The sequence below is a fragment of the Micromonospora sp. WMMD998 genome, from assembly GCF_029581235.1.
Taxonomy (GTDB): Bacteria; Actinomycetota; Actinomycetes; order Mycobacteriales; family Micromonosporaceae; genus Micromonospora.
Map to the genome: position 1 here is coordinate 3,146,793 of NZ_CP120740.1, position 15,070 is coordinate 3,161,862.

13 protein-coding genes are annotated in these 15,070 nt (G+C 74.2%); 7 read left to right on the forward strand and 6 right to left on the reverse strand.

Translation table 11 applies throughout. From position 1 onward, the window contains the following. Positions 1-20: 20 nt before the first annotated feature. A complete protein-coding gene (locus O7619_RS14675) occupies positions 21-1,004 on the reverse strand; it encodes an aldo/keto reductase (RefSeq protein WP_282288414.1) in 984 nt (327 codons plus the stop codon). A gap of 86 nt (positions 1,005-1,090) precedes the next feature. On the opposite strand from O7619_RS14675, the gene O7619_RS14680 reads away from it, so the two are divergent. Together O7619_RS14680 and O7619_RS14685 are read left to right on the forward strand one after the other, a co-directional pair. Beyond that, on the forward strand, positions 1,091-1,882 hold the full coding sequence (locus O7619_RS14680) for a trans-aconitate 2-methyltransferase (protein ID WP_282288415.1): 792 nt from the start codon (positions 1,091-1,093) through the stop codon (positions 1,880-1,882). Beyond that, positions 1,879-2,904 carry an adenosine deaminase gene (locus tag O7619_RS14685; protein WP_282288416.1) on the forward strand — a complete coding sequence of 342 codons (1,026 nt, stop codon included), beginning with the start codon at positions 1,879-1,881 and terminating at the stop codon, positions 2,902-2,904. Before O7619_RS14680 ends, O7619_RS14685 begins: the two co-directional genes overlap by 4 nt. On the opposite strand, the gene O7619_RS14690 is transcribed toward O7619_RS14685, so the two are convergent. From O7619_RS14690 to O7619_RS14700, 3 genes are all read right to left on the reverse strand, one after another. Then, on the reverse strand, positions 2,861-3,136 hold the full coding sequence (locus O7619_RS14690) for a hypothetical protein (protein ID WP_282288418.1): 276 nt from the start codon (positions 3,134-3,136) through the stop codon (positions 2,861-2,863). The genes O7619_RS14685 and O7619_RS14690 overlap by 44 nt on opposite strands. Before the next feature lie 231 nt (positions 3,137-3,367). After that, positions 3,368-4,756, reverse strand: a complete 1,389-nt coding sequence (locus O7619_RS14695) for a HAMP domain-containing sensor histidine kinase (protein ID WP_282288832.1) — start codon at positions 4,754-4,756, stop codon at positions 3,368-3,370. A gap of 29 nt (positions 4,757-4,785) precedes the next feature. After that, complete coding sequence (locus O7619_RS14700) at positions 4,786-5,475, reverse strand: response regulator transcription factor (RefSeq protein WP_282288420.1); 690 nt, start codon at positions 5,473-5,475, stop codon at positions 4,786-4,788. Between the two features lie 73 nt (positions 5,476-5,548). Between O7619_RS14700 and O7619_RS14705 the strand changes: the two genes are divergently transcribed. Continuing rightward, on the forward strand, positions 5,549-6,481 hold the full coding sequence (locus tag O7619_RS14705; RefSeq protein ID WP_282288421.1) for an ADP-ribosylglycohydrolase family protein: 933 nt from the start codon (positions 5,549-5,551) through the stop codon (positions 6,479-6,481). 696 nt (positions 6,482-7,177) lie between these two features. On the opposite strand, the gene O7619_RS14710 is transcribed toward O7619_RS14705, so the two are convergent. Then, positions 7,178-8,080: a DUF1775 domain-containing protein gene (locus O7619_RS14710; RefSeq protein ID WP_282288423.1), complete on the reverse strand. Its 903-nt coding sequence runs from the start codon at positions 8,078-8,080 to the stop codon at positions 7,178-7,180. Between the two features lie 203 nt (positions 8,081-8,283). On the opposite strand from O7619_RS14710, the gene thrS reads away from it, so the two are divergent. The 4 genes from thrS to O7619_RS14730 all read left to right on the forward strand — a co-directional run bounded on the left by thrS (position 8,284) and on the right by O7619_RS14730 (position 12,802). Then, the gene (gene thrS, locus O7619_RS14715; RefSeq protein WP_282288425.1) at positions 8,284-10,296 is read left to right on the forward strand and encodes a threonine--tRNA ligase; all 2,013 of its coding nucleotides are present in this window, start codon (positions 8,284-8,286) and stop codon (positions 10,294-10,296) included. A gap of 113 nt (positions 10,297-10,409) precedes the next feature. Next, positions 10,410-10,955 (forward strand): HIT domain-containing protein, encoded by a 546-nt coding sequence (locus tag O7619_RS14720; RefSeq protein WP_282288427.1) that lies wholly within the window; start codon positions 10,410-10,412, stop codon positions 10,953-10,955. A 54-nt stretch (positions 10,956-11,009) separates the two neighbouring features. Next, positions 11,010-11,669 carry a hypothetical protein gene (locus O7619_RS14725; RefSeq protein ID WP_282288428.1) on the forward strand — a complete coding sequence of 220 codons (660 nt, stop codon included), beginning with the start codon at positions 11,010-11,012 and terminating at the stop codon, positions 11,667-11,669. A gap of 74 nt (positions 11,670-11,743) precedes the next feature. Further along, entirely contained in the window at positions 11,744-12,802 is a 1,059-nt protein-coding gene (locus O7619_RS14730) for an aldo/keto reductase (RefSeq protein WP_282288430.1), read from the forward strand. On the opposite strand, the gene O7619_RS14735 is transcribed toward O7619_RS14730, so the two are convergent. Next, positions 12,799-14,958, reverse strand: a complete 2,160-nt coding sequence (locus tag O7619_RS14735) for an elongation factor G-like protein EF-G2 (protein ID WP_282288432.1) — start codon at positions 14,956-14,958, stop codon at positions 12,799-12,801. The genes O7619_RS14730 and O7619_RS14735 overlap by 4 nt on opposite strands. Between the last annotated feature and the right edge of the window lie 112 nt (positions 14,959-15,070).

Below are 15,070 nucleotides of genomic sequence, written 5' to 3' on the forward strand. Positions count from 1 at the left end.
GGCGGGCCGGGTCGGGCCGGTCACCACCGGTCGTGCACCCGCGGCCGGATCAGCTCGTCGTAGGTGGCTCGCACCGCGGTCAGCTCCGCCCCGGTCAGGGGCGGCTGGCCGGCCGCCTCGGCGTTGCGCCGGGCCTGCTCGGCGGAGCGGGCGCCGGGGATCACCACGGTCACGCCCGGCTGGTCCAGGATCCAGCGCAACGCGAACTGCGCCATCGTGCGCCCGTCGCCGACGTGCGGCGCGAGCCGGCGCACCGCGGCCAGGCCGAGGTCGTAGTCGACGCCGGCGAACGTCTCGCCGACGTCGAACGACTCGCCGTGCCGGTTGAAGGTGCGGTGGTCGTTCGCCGGGAACGTGGTGTGCTCGTCGTACCGGCCGGAGAGCAGGCCGCTGGCGAGCGGCACCCGGGCGATGATGCCCACGCCGGCCGCCGCGGCGGCCGGCAGCACCGCGTCCAGCGGCTTGTGCCGGACCGCGTTGAGGATGATCTGCACGCTTGCCACACCGGGCCGGGCGATGGCGGTGAGCGCCTGGTCGCAGGTCTCCACGCTGACCCCGTACCCGGCGATGCGCTTCTCGGCGACGAGGGTGTCCAGGGCGTCGAAGACCCGGTCGTCGGCGAAGACCGCGGTGGGCGGGCAGTGCAGCTGCACCAGGTCGAGCGTGTCGACGCCCAGGTTGGCCCGGGACCGGTCGGTCCAGGCCCGGAAGTTGTCGAGGGTGTACGCCTCGGGCGTCTGCGGCACCCGGCGGCCCATCTTGGTGGCGACGGTCAGCCCGTGCCCCGGGCGGGACCGCAGGAACCGCCCGATGAGCTGCTCGCTGCGGCCGTCGCCGTACACGTCGGCGGTGTCCAGGAAGGTGACGCCGGCGTCCACCGCGGCGGCCAGCACGTCGAGCGCCGCGTCCTCGCTGACCTCGCCCCAGTCCGCGCCGAGCTGCCACGCGCCGAGTCCGATGATGCCGACATGCCGGCCGAGCCGGTCGAAGTTGCGCTGTTCCATCCGGTCGAGCCTAGTGAGCGGGTTGCCGCGGCGCGCGTCGGGCCGTACGGTCTCCAACAAGACGTACGTACGGTTTGGAGACTGTGATGTGGGACCCGAACACCTACCTGCGCTACGGCGACGAGCGTTCCCGCCCCTTCCACGACCTGCTGGCCCGGGTCGGCGCCGAGCGCCCGCGCGCGGTGGTCGACCTCGGCTGCGGGCCCGGCACCCTCACCGCCACCCTCGCCGAACGCTGGCCCGGCAGCCGGATCACCGGCGTGGACTCCTCGCCCGAGATGATCGCGCGGGCCGACGACCTGGACACACCGGTCACGTTCGGCGTGTGCGACGTCCGCGACTGGCGGCCGGCGCCGGACGTGGACGTGCTTGTCGCCAACGCGGTGCTCCAGTGGGTGCCGGGGCACCGCGACCTGCTCGCCCGCTGGGCCACCGAGCTGCCCGCCGGCGCGTGGCTCGCGTTCCAGGTGCCGGGCAACTTCGCCGCGCCGTCCCACCTGGCGTTGCGCGAGGTCGCCGGGCGGGGCCGCTGGCGCGAACCCCTCGCCGGGCTGCTGCGCGCGGCCCCGGTCGACGAGCCGGTCGGCTACGCCGCGCTGCTGACCGGGGCGGACTGCGCGGTCGACGCCTGGGAGACTACCTACGTGCACCTGCTACCGGCCGCCGGCGCCGACCACCCGGTGCTGGCCTGGATGGAGGGCACGGCCCTGCGCCCGGTCCGCGCCGCGCTGGACGCCGCCGGCTGGGCCGACTTCCGCGCCGAGCTGGGCGCGGTGCTGGCCGAGGCGTACCCGGTGCGGCAGGGTCAGGTGCACTTCCCGTTCCGTCGGATCTTCGTGGTGGCCCGCACCGGCGCCCGCGCAGAGGAGAACTCGTGACCGACCTGCCCACCTTCATCGCCGGACTGCCCAAGGTGGAGCTGCACGTGCACCACGTCGGCTCCGCCTCGCCCCGGATCGTCGCCGAGCTGGCCGCCCGGCACGAGGGACGCAGCCCCGTCCCGGCCGACCCGGAAGCGCTCGCCGACTACTTCGCGTTCCGCGACTTCGCCCACTTCGTCGAGATCTACCTGAGCGTGGTCGACCTGATCCGGGACACCGACGACGTCTGGCTGCTCACCCACGAGGTGGCCCGCGAACTGGCCCGCCAGCAGGTCCGGTACGCCGAGCTGACCGTCACGCCCTACTCGCACGTGCACCGGGGCATCCCCGCGCCGGCGTTCTGCGAGGCGATCGAGGACGCCCGCAAGCGGGCCGCGGCCGACTTCGGCATCGAACTGCGCTGGTGCTTCGACATCCCCGGCGAGGCCGGGCTGCCGGCCGCCGAGCAGACCCTGCGGATCGCGCTCGACGAACGGCCCGACGGGCTGGTCAGCTTCGGCCTCGGCGGCCCCGAGATCGGGGTGCCCCGACCTCAGTTCAAGCCATACTTCGACCAGGCCCGGGCGGCCGGGCTGCGCTCGGTGCCGCACGCCGGCGAGACCACCGGCCCGGAGACGATCTGGGACGCGCTGCGCGAGTTGGGCGCCGAACGGATCGGCCACGGCATCTCCGCCGCGCTCGACCCGGCGCTGCTGGCCCACCTGGCCGAACGCCGGATCCCGCTGGAGGTCTGCCCGACCTCGAACGTGCGGACCCGGGCGGTGGCCAGCCTCGACGAGCACCCGCTGCCGCAGCTCGTCGCCGCCGGCGTCCCGGTCAGCATCAACTCCGACGACCCACCGATGTTCGGCACCACGCTCAACGACGAGTACGCGGTCGCCGCCCGGCTGCTGGGCCTCGACCCGGGCGGGGTGGCCGCGCTGGCCCGAGACGCGGTGGCCGCCTCGTTCCTGGCGCCGGCCGAGGCGGCCCGGATCAACTCCGAGATCGACACGTACCTGGTGAGCGCGGCACGCTGAGCGGCGGCACGGCCGCCGGCCGCCGGGACAGCCGGGGCGGCCGGCGGCGGACGGCCAGGAGCAGGCCGAGCGCGACCGGCGCGAGCAGTGCGACGGCGAAGCCGGGTACGCCGCCCGCGGACCGGCTCGTGCCGTGCGCGAGCACCGGATCCTGCCAGGCGGCGAGCGTGAGCGCGACGGCCAGGGCGATCACGGCGGCCCAACGGAGCAGGCGGCTGACGGTCGGCGTCATCACGGTCACCTCACGCCCGACTCGTTCGGGGAAGCGGCGCGCGACGGGAGTGAGGTGTGGGGGGACCGGACTCCCGCCGCGCGCACGGATCCGCCGGCCGGAAGGTGTTACGGGGCGTCCCGGCCGACGGAACTGATGGGTTCTGCCGGAGATCCTGACATTCCGCGCTCCCGCGGTGGCCGTCGTTAAAACACTCCTAAGGAGAACTTGCGTCGCCGCACAGTCACGGTGTCAACGCGGACGCGGCCAGCGCCGCCCGGCACGCGGCTCCCGCGCCTCCCGGGCCATCCGGCCGACCAGCCCGAACCGGTTGACCTGACGGGGCGCGGCGTCCGGATCGGCCAGCAGCATCACCACGCTGGCCCCGCCGAGCCGGGCGCGGTCGAGGCTCACCGAACCGTTGGCCTGCAACGCGACCCGTTTGGCGATGTCCAGCCCCAACCCGGTGGAGCCCTGGTCGCTCTCGCCCCGGCGCAGAGCCCGGTCGGGGTTGGCGATGCCCGGCCCCGCGTCGTCGATCCGGATCGCCACCCAGCCGTCCCGGCGGCTCACCGCCACCTCGAACGCGGTGCCCTGCGGCGTGTAGCGGAAGACGTTGCCGATCACCGCGTCGAGCGCGGCGGCCAACTCGGCCCGGGGCACCGGCGCCGGGATGCGCAGTTGCGCGCCGACCACCCGGTGCGGCCGGTTCTGGTCGCCGGCCAGCGCCGACCAGAAGACCATCCGGTCCCGGACCACCTCGCTGACGTCGCAGGACGCCGGCGCCGTCTCCTGGCTGACCGCCTTGCGGGTCGTCTTGATGAGCTGGTCGACCTCGCCCTCGAGCGTGACGATGGCCTGCCGGATCCGCCGGATACCGCGCCGCCGGTCCAGCTCCGCCTCGCTGAACGTGCCGATGCTCGTGTCGTCGGACTCCAGGGCCTCCGCGTCCAGCCGCAGCGCGGTCAGCGGGGTACGCAGCCGGTGTGACAGGTCGGCGACCAGCTCGTGCTCGTCGGCACGCAACGCCGCCAACCGTTCCGTCATCCGGTTGAACGCGTGCCCGGCCTCGGCCAACTCCCGCGGGCCGGTCGGCTCGACCCGTACGCCCAACTCGCCGTCACCCACCGCGAGGGCCGCCTTGACCAGGTCGCCGGTGGCGTCCACGGCCCGGGCCGCCACCCGGTCCACCACGACCACCGCGGCGCCGACCAGGGCCAGCGCCACCCCGAGCAGCAGCAGCCAGCGCCCGCCCGCGCCGGCGTCGAGCACCTCCTCGGGTACGAAGACCTCCACCACGGCCACCTGGTCACCGAGCACCACCGGGTCGAGCCGCAGCACCCCACCGTCCACCTCGGTCACCACCGAGCGCCGCTGGGCGGCGGCGTCGGCCAGCGCGGTCGCGTCGGCGCGACCGGCCGACTCGTCGGCGCCGACGCCGTGCACCACCGGCCGCAGCGCCGGGTCGTCACCGCTGGCCGTCACTGCCCGCCGGACCACCTCCGGGTCGGTGCTGACCGCCAGCGCGCCGGTGACAAGCGCGCCGCGCCGGGCGGCGTCGGACAGCTTCTCCTCGCGGGACTTCTCGGACAGCGTGATGCCGAGGGGGATGAGGAAGGCGAGCGCGACCAGGCTGCACATGCCGGCGGTGAGCCAGGCCAGCACCGGCCTCAGTCCGGCGCCACCAGCCGGAAGCCGACCCCCCGCACGGTGCGCAGGTAGCGCGGTTTCGCCGCGGACTCGCCCATTTTGCGGCGGAGCCAGTACAGGTGAACGTCGATGGTCTGGTCCTCGCCGACCGATGGCTGCCGCCATACCTCCTCCAAGAGTTCCCGCCGGGACACTACCCGGCCGGGGCGAGCGGCGAGATACGCCAGCAGGTCGAATTCCTTGCGGGTCAGCGCCAGCGCCTCCCCGTCCAGCATCGCGCTGCGCTCGCCCACGTCCACCCGCAGGCCGCCGACCGTGTGCACGGCCGGTTGCACGGTCCGGCTGGCCCGACCGGCCCGGCGCAACACGGTGGTGATCCGGGCATCCAGGTGCGCGCCGGTGAACGGCTTGACCATGTAGTCGTCGGCGCCGGCCCGCAGCAGCCGGACCACCGACTGCTCGTCGTCGCGGGCGGTGGCGATGATGATCGGCACGTCGGTGATGCCCCGCAGCATGCGCAGCGCGTCCGAGCCGTCCAGGTCCGGCAGGCCCAGGTCGAGCACCACCAGGTCGGGCGTCTCCGCGGCGACCCGGCGCAGCGCGTCCAACGCCGTGCCGACGGCGTGCACCGCGTGGCCCCGGTCGGTGAGCGACCGCAGCATCGCGCCACGCACGACGTGGTCGTCTTCGACCAGCAGGACGGTTGCCACGTCAGCACCGTACTCGGCGTGGCAAGTCGATCGCGTTGCGGCGGCCCGGCGGACGGGGCAAGCTGGAACGGCGATGACGTTCATCCTCTTTCCCGACACCCGCCTGACGCTCGCCCGCGACGCGCTGGCCGGCCTGTCGGTGGGTGACGCCCTCGGCTCCCAGTTCGCCGTCCCCGGCCGGCGCCCCGCCGACCTCGCCGAGGGTCGGCTGCCGGCACCGCCCTGGGAGTGGACCGACGACACCGAGATGGCCTGCTCCGTGGTGGCCGAGCTGGCCTCCACCGGCCGGGTCGACCGGGACCGGCTGGCGCTCGCCTTCGCCGCACGCTGCGAGCCCCGGCGGGGATACGGCCCCGGCGCGGTGAGCGTCCTGCGGTTGATCCGCGCCGGCACGCCGTGGCCGGTGGCCGCCGCGTCGGCGTTCGACGGGCAGGGCTCCCTCGGCAACGGCGCGGCGATGCGCGTGGCTCCGCTCGGGGCCTGGCACGCCGACTCCACCCACCGCGCCGCCGACCAGGCGCGCGCCTGCGCCGAGGTGACCCACGCCCACCCGGAGGGCAGCGCCGGAGCGGTGGCCGTGGCGGTGGCCGCCTCGCTGGCCGCCCGCGCCCGCCTCGACGGCACCCGGCCCGAGCCGCACCGCCTGCTCAGCGCCGTGGCCGGCGCGCTCGACCCGGGCGGTGAGGTGCACCGGGGCGTCCGCCGGGCCGCCGCGCTGCTCGGTCGACCGGCCGGCGAGGTGGCCGACGCGGTGGGCAACGGCTCGCGGGTCACCGCGCCGGACACCGTCCCGTTCACGCTCTGGGTCGCCGCCACGCTGCTGCACGACTACCCGGCCGCGATCCGTGCCTGCGTGGAGGCGGGCGGCGACGTGGACACCACGGCGGCGATCGTCGGCGGGATCGTCGCCGCGTTCACCGGCGTCGGCACCCCCGGCGGCGTCCCCGAGGGGTGGCTGACCGCCCGCGAGCCACTGCCCACCTGGCTCACCGCCCCCACCCCCTGACGCCCCCTCCTCATCCGGTGCTTCTCCGCGTCCGGTGCTTCTCCGCGTCCGTGCCCTCCTCGTCCGATGATCAAGGAGTTGGCGTCCTCGAAGCGCTTCCCCCGCGCCCCAACGTCCTTGGTCAACTCGCGCCGTGGCTCCCGGCTCGCGATGATCATGAGGTTGGCCCGGGAAAAATCGGGCATCGGTGCCGTCAACTTCATGATCACCCGGCTTGTCCCGCGCGAGGGGGAAGCTCGGCCGGGCCGCTTCGTCGACCATGGATTTGTGGTGCCGGGAATGTCGGACATTGAAGGTGCTGCAACCCTGTGGTCGACGCCAGTGCCTGAGATCCTGAAGGCGAGTGGCCCTTGGCGGGGCGTTTGCTTCCCGTCACCTGGTCTCTTCGGGGAGTCGTGTGAGGTGTAAAAGCGGGCAAATGTCCGCAAAGGTGGTCTGTTCTTCGGTCGGGCCTCGTGCGTGGACCGGCGGGCGGCGATCGTTTGGCCAATGATCGACACCAATTCGGTGAAGTGGCGGTATCCGACTACCGGCGATGCCACCACTTCGCCGAACTGGCGTCCGGGCCTACCAGCGCCACCCGGCCACTGCGGGCATCAGGCAGGCCAAATAGGTGCAAGATGGGTATGGCGCGCCGCTGGCCGCCGGCATGAGCGGACCTGCGAGCACTCGTCTGTCGTCGTCGAGCTGGGGTGATCACGCGCCCGGGCGCGCAGCTCCGGCGGGGACGGGTTCGTCGGCGGAAGCACGCTCGCCCGCCGCGCTCGCCTCGGACGCGTCGCCTTCACCGGGGGCGGGGTCGGGGTCGGGGTCGGACGGGAGCGCCAGGGTGGTCCGTCGGCGGCGACTGAGCAGCCAACCGATCGCGGCACCGCCGGCCAGGCCGGCGACCAGACCGCCGCCGAGCAGCAGGTCCGCGCTCGGCCCGTCGTCGGCCGCCTCGGTCGCCGGGCCCGCGGCGGATGCGCCGCCCGGCTCCGCGCCGTCCTGGCCGCTGCCCGCGCCGTGACCGGCGTGGCCCCCGCCGGCCGCGCCGGCGTCACCGCCGTGCGTGGCGGTGCCCGGCAGCGGCGGCAGCAACGGCACCGTCGGCGCGGGGTGCGCGCCCCCGGCCGGGTCCGTCCAGCGGACCACCGTGCCGTCGGCGTACGTCTGGACCACGGTGAAGGTGAGCAGGTCGGTGGCCGGCATCGGCCCCATGCCCAGCGGCAGCCGGGCCGCGCCGGTGCCGGCGCCGGGTGCCCGTAGCCAGGTCACCGCTTCGGTCACCTGGTTCAGTTCGGAGGTGTGGATGCCCGCGACCGGCTGATCCAGGTCGCGGGTGGTGATGGTCGGCCCCCAGTCCGGCACGGACAGCGGGTAGACCTCGCCGATCGGGGCGTCCGGTGGCATGGTCAGCTCGATCTTCGTGGTCCGGGTTCCGGGTCGGTCCGCGGGCACCACCACGGACAGTTCGATCGCGTCGCCCTGGTGCACCTCGCCGGGGGAGGTCGTCACGGTCACGCCGGCGGCGCTGGCCGGGCCCGGCCAGCCCACGGCTCCGGCGAGCGCGGCGGCCAGCAGCGACGCCGCCCACCGGCCCTGACGGGTCATCCTCATCGTCGTCCCCATCCTTTTCGACTGGGGTCGGTACCGGCTCCGGCCCCACCTGGTAGTTCGGTCGCAGCGGCGGAAAGGTTCAACGCCCGGCGGAACTCGTCTCGGACGGGGCCCGGCGTCGGCGGCGGCGCGGGTCCGGGCGACCGATAGCATCGCAGGGGCCGGTCACCGGCAGATCCGTACCGTCGACGACAGGAGTCACCGTGTCCGCACCCCGTACCCCCGTCGTGGCCGACCCCGTCGTCGTCGCCGCCGGGACCACGGCGGCCGACGCGGTGGCCGCGGCCGGCCTGCCGACCACCGGGCCGAAGGCGATCGTGGTGGTCCGCGACCCGCGGGGCCAGCTCCGCGACCTGGACTGGACGCCGGCCGAGGAGACGACCGTCGAGCCGGTGGCGTTGAGCAGCCCGGCCGGCCTGGAGGTGCTGCGCCACTCCACCGCCCACGTGCTGGCCCAGGCCGTGCAGGACGTGTTCCCGGAGGCGAAGCTCGGCATCGGCCCGCCGATCGAGAACGGTTTCTACTACGACTTCGGCGTCGACAAGCCGTTCCAGCCCGACGACCTGGCGAAGCTCGAGAAGCGGATGCAGGAGATCGTCAAGTCCGGCCAGCGGTTCCGCCGCCGCCGCTTCGCCGACCTGGACGAGGCCCGGGCCGAGCTGGTCGCCGAGCCGTTCAAGCTGGAGTTGATCGAGGTCAAGGGCGAGGGGCTGGACTCCTCCGAGGTGATGGAGGTGGGCGGCGGCGAGCTGACCATCTACGACAACCTCGCCGCCAACGAGGACAAGGTCTGCTGGTCGGACCTGTGCCGGGGCCCGCACCTGCCGAACACCCGGCTGATCGGCGCGTTCAAGCTGATGCGGTCCGCCGCCGCCTACTGGCGCGGTTCGGAGAAGAACCCGCAGCTCCAGCGGGTGTACGGCACCGCCTGGCCGACCCGGGACGAGCTGAAGGCGTACCTCAAGCTCCTGGAGGAGGCCGCCCGGCGCGACCACCGCAAGCTCGGCGCGGACCTCGACCTGTTCAGCTTCCCCGACGAGATCGGCTCCGGCCTGCCCGTCTTCCACCCCAAGGGTGGCGTGCTCAAGCGGGTGATGGAGGACTACGTCCGCGCCCGCCACATCGAGGAGGGCTTCCAGTACGTCGGGACGCCGCACATCTCCAAGGAAGGTCTCTTCCACACCTCGGGACACCTGCCCTACTACAAGGACACGATGTTCCCGCCGATGGAGATGGAGGGCAGCGACTACTACCTCAAGGCGATGAACTGCCCGATGCACAACCTGATCTACCGGTCGCGCGGGCGGTCCTACCGGCAACTGCCGATCCGGTTGTTCGAGTTCGGGTCGGTCTACCGGTACGAGAAGTCGGGCGTGGTCCACGGGCTGACCCGGGTGCGCGGCTTCACCCAGGACGACTCGCACTCCTACTGCACCCGGGAGCAGGCGCCGGCGGAGATCAAGCACCTGCTCGGGTTCGTGCTCAGCCTGCTGCGTGACTTCGGCATCGACGACTTCTATCTGGAGCTGTCCACCCGCGACGACTCCCGGCCGGACAAGTTCGTCGGCACCGACTCCGACTGGGCGACGGCGACCGAGGTGCTGGAACGGTGCGCGCTCGAAACCGGCCTGGACCTGGTCCCCGACCCGGGCGGCGCGGCGTTCTACGGTCCGAAGATCTCCGTGCAGGCCAAGGACGCCATCGGCCGCACCTGGCAGATGTCGACGATTCAATACGACTTCAACCAGCCGAAGGGCTTCGGTCTGGAATACCAGGCCGCCGACGGCACCCGGCAACAGCCGGTAATGATCCACTGCGCCAAGTTCGGTTCCATCGAGCGGTTCATCGGCGTGCTCACCGAGCACTACGCGGGCGCGTTCCCGGCCTGGCTCGCGCCGGTGCAGGTGGTCGGCATCCCGATCCGCGACGAGCACGGCGACTACCTGGAGGAGTTCGCCGGCACGCTGCGCCGGCACGGCATCCGGGCCGAGGTCGACCTGGGCGACGACCGGATGCAGAAGAAGATCCGCAACGCCCAGCAGCAGAAGATCCCGTTCATGGTGATCGCCGGCGACGACGACGTGGCCGCCGGCACGGTCTCCTTCCGCTACCGGGACGGCTCGCAGCGCAACGGCGTGCCGCTCGCGGAGGCGATCGCGCACGTCCGCGAGGTGGTCGAGTCCCGTACCAACAGCGCCCCCACCGCCGAGGTGTGAGGCGGGGGCCCCGGTTAACGCCTCCGGTAGAGGTACGGCACCCGCTTGACCGGGCAGCGCGGTTCGGCGGCGCGGTTCGGCGGGGAGATGACGCGGATCGTAGGATCGCCTGTGTGACAGGGGCGGAGCGGCACGCGGACGATGGCCTGGCGGACGGGCTGGAACGGCTCTGGACGCCGCACCGGATGACCTACATCTCCGGCGAGGATCGGCCCGAGGGCGGTTACGAGAAGCCGACCGGCTGCCCGTTCTGCCTGGCCCCGGGCCGCCCGCCGGAGGAGAGCCTGGTGGTCGCCCGGGGCGAGCACGTGTTCGCGGTGCTCAACCTCTATCCGTACAATCCCGGACACCTGCTGGTCTGCCCCTACCGGCACGTGGCCGACTACACCGAGCTGGACGCGCCGGAGACGGTCGAGCTGGCCGCGTTCACGAAGGACGCCATGCGGGTGGTCCGGCAGGTGTCCAGCGCGCACGGGTTCAACCTGGGCATGAACCAGGGTGGCGTGGCCGGTGCGGGCATCGCCGCGCACCTGCACCAGCACGTGGTGCCCCGCTGGGGTGGGGACGCCAACTTCATGCCGGTGATCGGCCGCACCAAGGTGCTGCCGCAACTGCTCACCGACACCCGCGACCTGTTCGCAAAGGCCTGGCCGACCTGACCGGCCCGCCCGCCGGGCCGCAGCGGTGAGCCCCTCGACAGTACGATCTTGCGCATGGCCCTGCTGCACCGCGCGGAACTGCGCCCCTCGAAGCTGGAACTGCTCGCCGGATGGCTGCCCGGCCGGCCGTGGTTCGCCGGCGAGGCCGACGCTCCGGTCACCCGGGTGGCCGCCTACCGGTTCGACGACCCGGTCGGCGCGGTCGGCATGGAGACGCTGCTCGTACGCGCCGGCGAAGGGCCGGTGCTCCAGGTGCCGCTCACCTATCGGGGCGCCCCGCTGGCCGGCGCGGACCGCTTCCTGGTCGGCACCGTGGAGCACTCGGTGCTGGGCCGCCGCTGGGTGTACGACGCCGTCGGCGATCCGGTCTACCCGCCGGCGCTGGCCGCCGCGGTGCTCGCCGACGCCGGCCAGGCGGAGGAATACTTCGAGGTCGACGGCGCGCGACAGGTGCGGGAGCCGAGCATGTCCCTGTCGGGCAGCCACACCGACCGGGCGTTGCCGGCCGGTCCGGTCGACGAGGTGGTGGTGGACGGCGACCCGACGCTGATCCGGGCCGGAGGTGTCGAGTTGGCGCTGCTCCGACGGCCCGTTCCGGCCGAAGCCACCGCCGGCGTCCCGGCCGACGTCACCGCCGGCGTTCCGGCCGTGGGCCGGCTCACCGCGGCCTGGCCGGGGCAGGACGCGCCGGTGCTGCTGGCGTACGCCCGCTGACCCTCCGCGCCCGTCCGGGGCACCGGGGGTGACGATCCCGCACGCGGGTGCCCGGAAGGTGACAGGATGCGGCGGTGGCAGTCAGCACGCGGTCGCTGGGCCGGAGCGGCATCGAGGTGGGTGCCCTCGGCATGGGGTGCTGGGCGATCGGCGGCCCGTGGGCCGAGGGCGCCCGCCCGCTGGGCTGGGGCGCGGTCGACGACGACGAGTCGGTGCGGGCGGTCCGCCGCGCCCTCGACCTCGGGGTGACGCTCTTCGACACCGCCGACACGTACGGGGCCGGGCACGGCGAGCGGGTGCTGGGGCGGGCCCTGGCCGGCCGGCGCGACGCGGCGGTGATCGCCACCAAGTGGGGCTACACGTTCGACGAGCGCAGCCGGCAGGCCACCGGGGAGAACGCCTCGCCGCAGTACCTGCGCCGGGCGGTGGTCGACTCGCTGCGCCGGCTGGACACCGACCGGATCGACCTCTACCAGTTGCACCTGGGTGACCTGCCGCTGCCCCGCGCCGAGGCGCTGATCGGCACGCTCGACGACCTGGTCGCCGACGGCCTGATCCGGGCGTACGGGTGGAGCACCGACCGGGCCGACCGGGCCGCCGCGTTCGCCCAGGTCGCCCGGGGCGCCGCCGCCGTGCAGCACACGCTGTCGGTGCTCCGGGACGCCCCGGCCATGCTGGCCGCCTGCGAGAAGCACGACCTGGCCAGCCTGGCCCGGGGGCCGCTCGGGATGGGGCTGCTCACCGGCAAGTACACGCCGGAGTCCACGCTGCCCCGCGACGACGTACGCGGTCTCGGGCCGACCTGGCTGGAGTGGTTCCGCGGCGGCCGGCCGGCCCCGGAGTGGCTGCGCCGGGTGGCCGCGGTCCGGGGCGCGCTCACCGCCGACGGTCGCACCCTGGCGCAGGGCGCGCTCGGCTGGATCTGGGCGCGCAGCGACCGGGCCGTGCCGATCCCCGGCGCCCGCACGGTCGCCCAGGTCGAGGAGAACGTCGCCGCGCTGGCCCGGGGCCCGCTCGCACCGGACCACTTCGCCGAGGTGGAGCGGCAGCTCGCGGCGGTACGCTCGGCCGCCCGCCGGGACGCCGACCGCCCCCACTGGCCGATGCCCCCCGTCCCCGCCGTCCGCCCCTAACCGGTGGTGGCCTCCTTGCGGGCCTGGTCGGCCAGGTGCGCGGGCATCGGGTCGTGGCGGGCGAACTCGCGCCGGAACGTGCCGGTGCCGGCGGTCATCGCGCGCAGCTCCACCGCGTAGCGCAGCAGTTCGGTGGCGGGCACCTCGGCCCGGACCAGGGTGCGGCCCTCGGCGTCCGGGTCCGGCTCGGTGCCGAGCACCCGGCCGCGCCGGCCGGACAGGTCGCCCATGACCGCGCCGACCGAGGAGTCGGGGATCCGGACGGTGATCTCGTCGATCGGCTCCAGCAGCGTCGGCTGGGCCTTCTCGGCGGCGTCGCGCAGCGCCAGCGCGCCCGCGGTCTGGAACGCGGCGTCGGACGAGTCGACGCTGTGCGCCTTGCCGTCGACGAGCGTCACCCGCAGGTCCACCACCGGGTGACCGGCGACCAGGCCGCGTTCCATCTGGGCCCGGACGCCCTTCTCCACCGACGGGATGTAGTTGTGCGGGACCGCGCCGCCGACCACCCGGTCGACGAACTCGAAGCCGGCGCCCCGGGGCAGCGGCTCCACCTCGATGTCGCAGACGGCGTACTGGCCGTGGCCGCCGGACTGCTTGACGTGCCGGCCGTGGCCCCGGGCGGCGGCGGTGACCGTCTCGCGCAGCGCCACCCGCACCGGCTCGGTGTCCAGCTCGACGCCGCCGCCGCGCAGCCGGTCGAGGACCACGTCGGCGTGTGCCTCGCCCATGCACCAGAGCACCAGTTGGTGGGTTTCCGGGTTGCGCTCCAGCCGTAGCGTCGGGTCGCCGGCGACCAGCCGGGACAGGTTGCGCGCCAGCGCGTCCTCGTCGGCCCGGCTGTGCGCCACGATCGCCACCGGCAGCAGCGGCTCCGGCATCTCCCAGGGCGCGATCAGCAGCGGCTCGTCCTTGGCGGAGACGGTGTCGCCGGTCTCCGCGCTGCCCGACTTGGTGATCGCGCAGAGGTCGCCGGCGACGCAGGCCGGCACCTCGCGCAGCGTCGCGCCGAGCGGGCTGTAGACGTGCCCGACCCGCTCGTCGGCGTCGTGGTCGGGGTGGCCGCGCTCGGCCAGGCCGTGCCCGGAGACGTGGATCACCTGGTCGGGGCGGAGCGTGCCGGAGAAGACCCGGACCAGCGAGACCCGCCCGACGTGCCGGTCCACGGTCGTCTTGACCACCTCGGCGACGAGCGGGCCGGCCGGGTCGCAGGTGAGCGGCGGGCGGGGCGAGCCGTCCAGGCCGGTCACCGCCGGCAGGTCGTGCTCCAGCGGCGACGGGAACGCCGCGACCAGGCCGTCGAGCAGCGCGTCCAGGCCGACGCCGGTCTCCGCGCAGACCGGCACCACCGGGTAGAAGTGGCCGCGGGCGACAGCCGTCTCCAGGTCGGTGATGAGCACCTCGGGGTCGATCTCCTCGCCGCCGAGGTAGCGGTCCATCAGGGTCTCGTCCTCGCTCTCCGCGATGATCCCCTCGATCAGCTCGTCCCGGGACTCCTGGATGGCCGGCAGGTGCTGCGGGTCGGGCTCGCGCACCGCCGCCGGCAGCCCGGCGGAGTAGTCGAACACGCGGCGGGTGATCAGCCCCATCAGGCCGGCCACCGACTCGCCGTCGTCGCCGAGCATCGGCAGGTAGAGCGGGAGCACGTTGTCGCCGAAGACCCGCTGGCAGAGCGCCACCGCCTCGTCGAAGTCGGCGCGCGGGTGGTCCAGCCGGGACACCGCCACCGCGCGCGGCATGTCCACCGCCGCGCACTCCTCCCAGAGCGCGGCGGTCGCGGCGTCCATCCCGTCCACCGCGGAGACCACGAACAGCGCCGCGTCGGCGGCGCGCAGCCCGGCGCGCAGCTCGCCGACGAAGTCGCCGTAGCCGGGCGTGTCCAGGAGGTTGACCTTGACGTCGCGGTGGAGCAGCGGGGCGCAGGCCAGGCTCACCGAGCGCTGCTGGCGTACGGCCGCCGGGTCGTGGTCGCAGACCGTGGTGCCGTCGGTGACGGCGCCGGCCCGGCCGATCGTGCCGCTGGCCGCGAGCAGCGCCTCGACCAGGGTGGTCTTGCCGGCTCCGGAGTGCCCGACGAGCACCACGTTGCGAACCCTGCCGGGCTCGGTCACCACCGGCGCGCCGCCGGTGACACCCTTCTCGTGACTCTTCTGCGCCATCGCGGCGCACCTCCCTCAACCGGTGGTGGTGGCGACCGCCGCGGGCGACGGGGGAGCGGACCCCGGTGGGTGCCGCGGCGATATCTTCCGGTGGTCCCCCGCGGGACGGGCA

Excerpts from the sequence above, each read along its gene's own strand:
- O7619_RS14710 (WP_282288423.1), bottom strand. The coding sequence starts at position 8,080 with ATGAGGATGACCCGTCAGGGCCGGTGGGCGGCGTCGCTGCTGGCCGCC.
- O7619_RS14695 (WP_282288832.1), bottom strand. The coding sequence starts at position 4,756 with ATGTGCAGCCTGGTCGCGCTCGCCTTCCTCATCCCCCTCGGCATCACG.
- O7619_RS14690 (WP_282288418.1), bottom strand. The coding sequence starts at position 3,136 with ATGACGCCGACCGTCAGCCGCCTGCTCCGTTGGGCCGCCGTGATCGCC.
- O7619_RS14680 (WP_282288415.1), top strand. The coding sequence starts at position 1,091 with ATGTGGGACCCGAACACCTACCTGCGCTACGGCGACGAGCGTTCCCGC.
- O7619_RS14725 (WP_282288428.1), top strand. The coding sequence starts at position 11,010 with ATGGCCCTGCTGCACCGCGCGGAACTGCGCCCCTCGAAGCTGGAACTG.
- O7619_RS14675 (WP_282288414.1), bottom strand. The coding sequence starts at position 1,004 with ATGGAACAGCGCAACTTCGACCGGCTCGGCCGGCATGTCGGCATCATC.
- O7619_RS14705 (WP_282288421.1), top strand. The coding sequence starts at position 5,549 with ATGACGTTCATCCTCTTTCCCGACACCCGCCTGACGCTCGCCCGCGAC.
- O7619_RS14735 (WP_282288432.1), bottom strand. The coding sequence starts at position 14,958 with ATGGCGCAGAAGAGTCACGAGAAGGGTGTCACCGGCGGCGCGCCGGTG.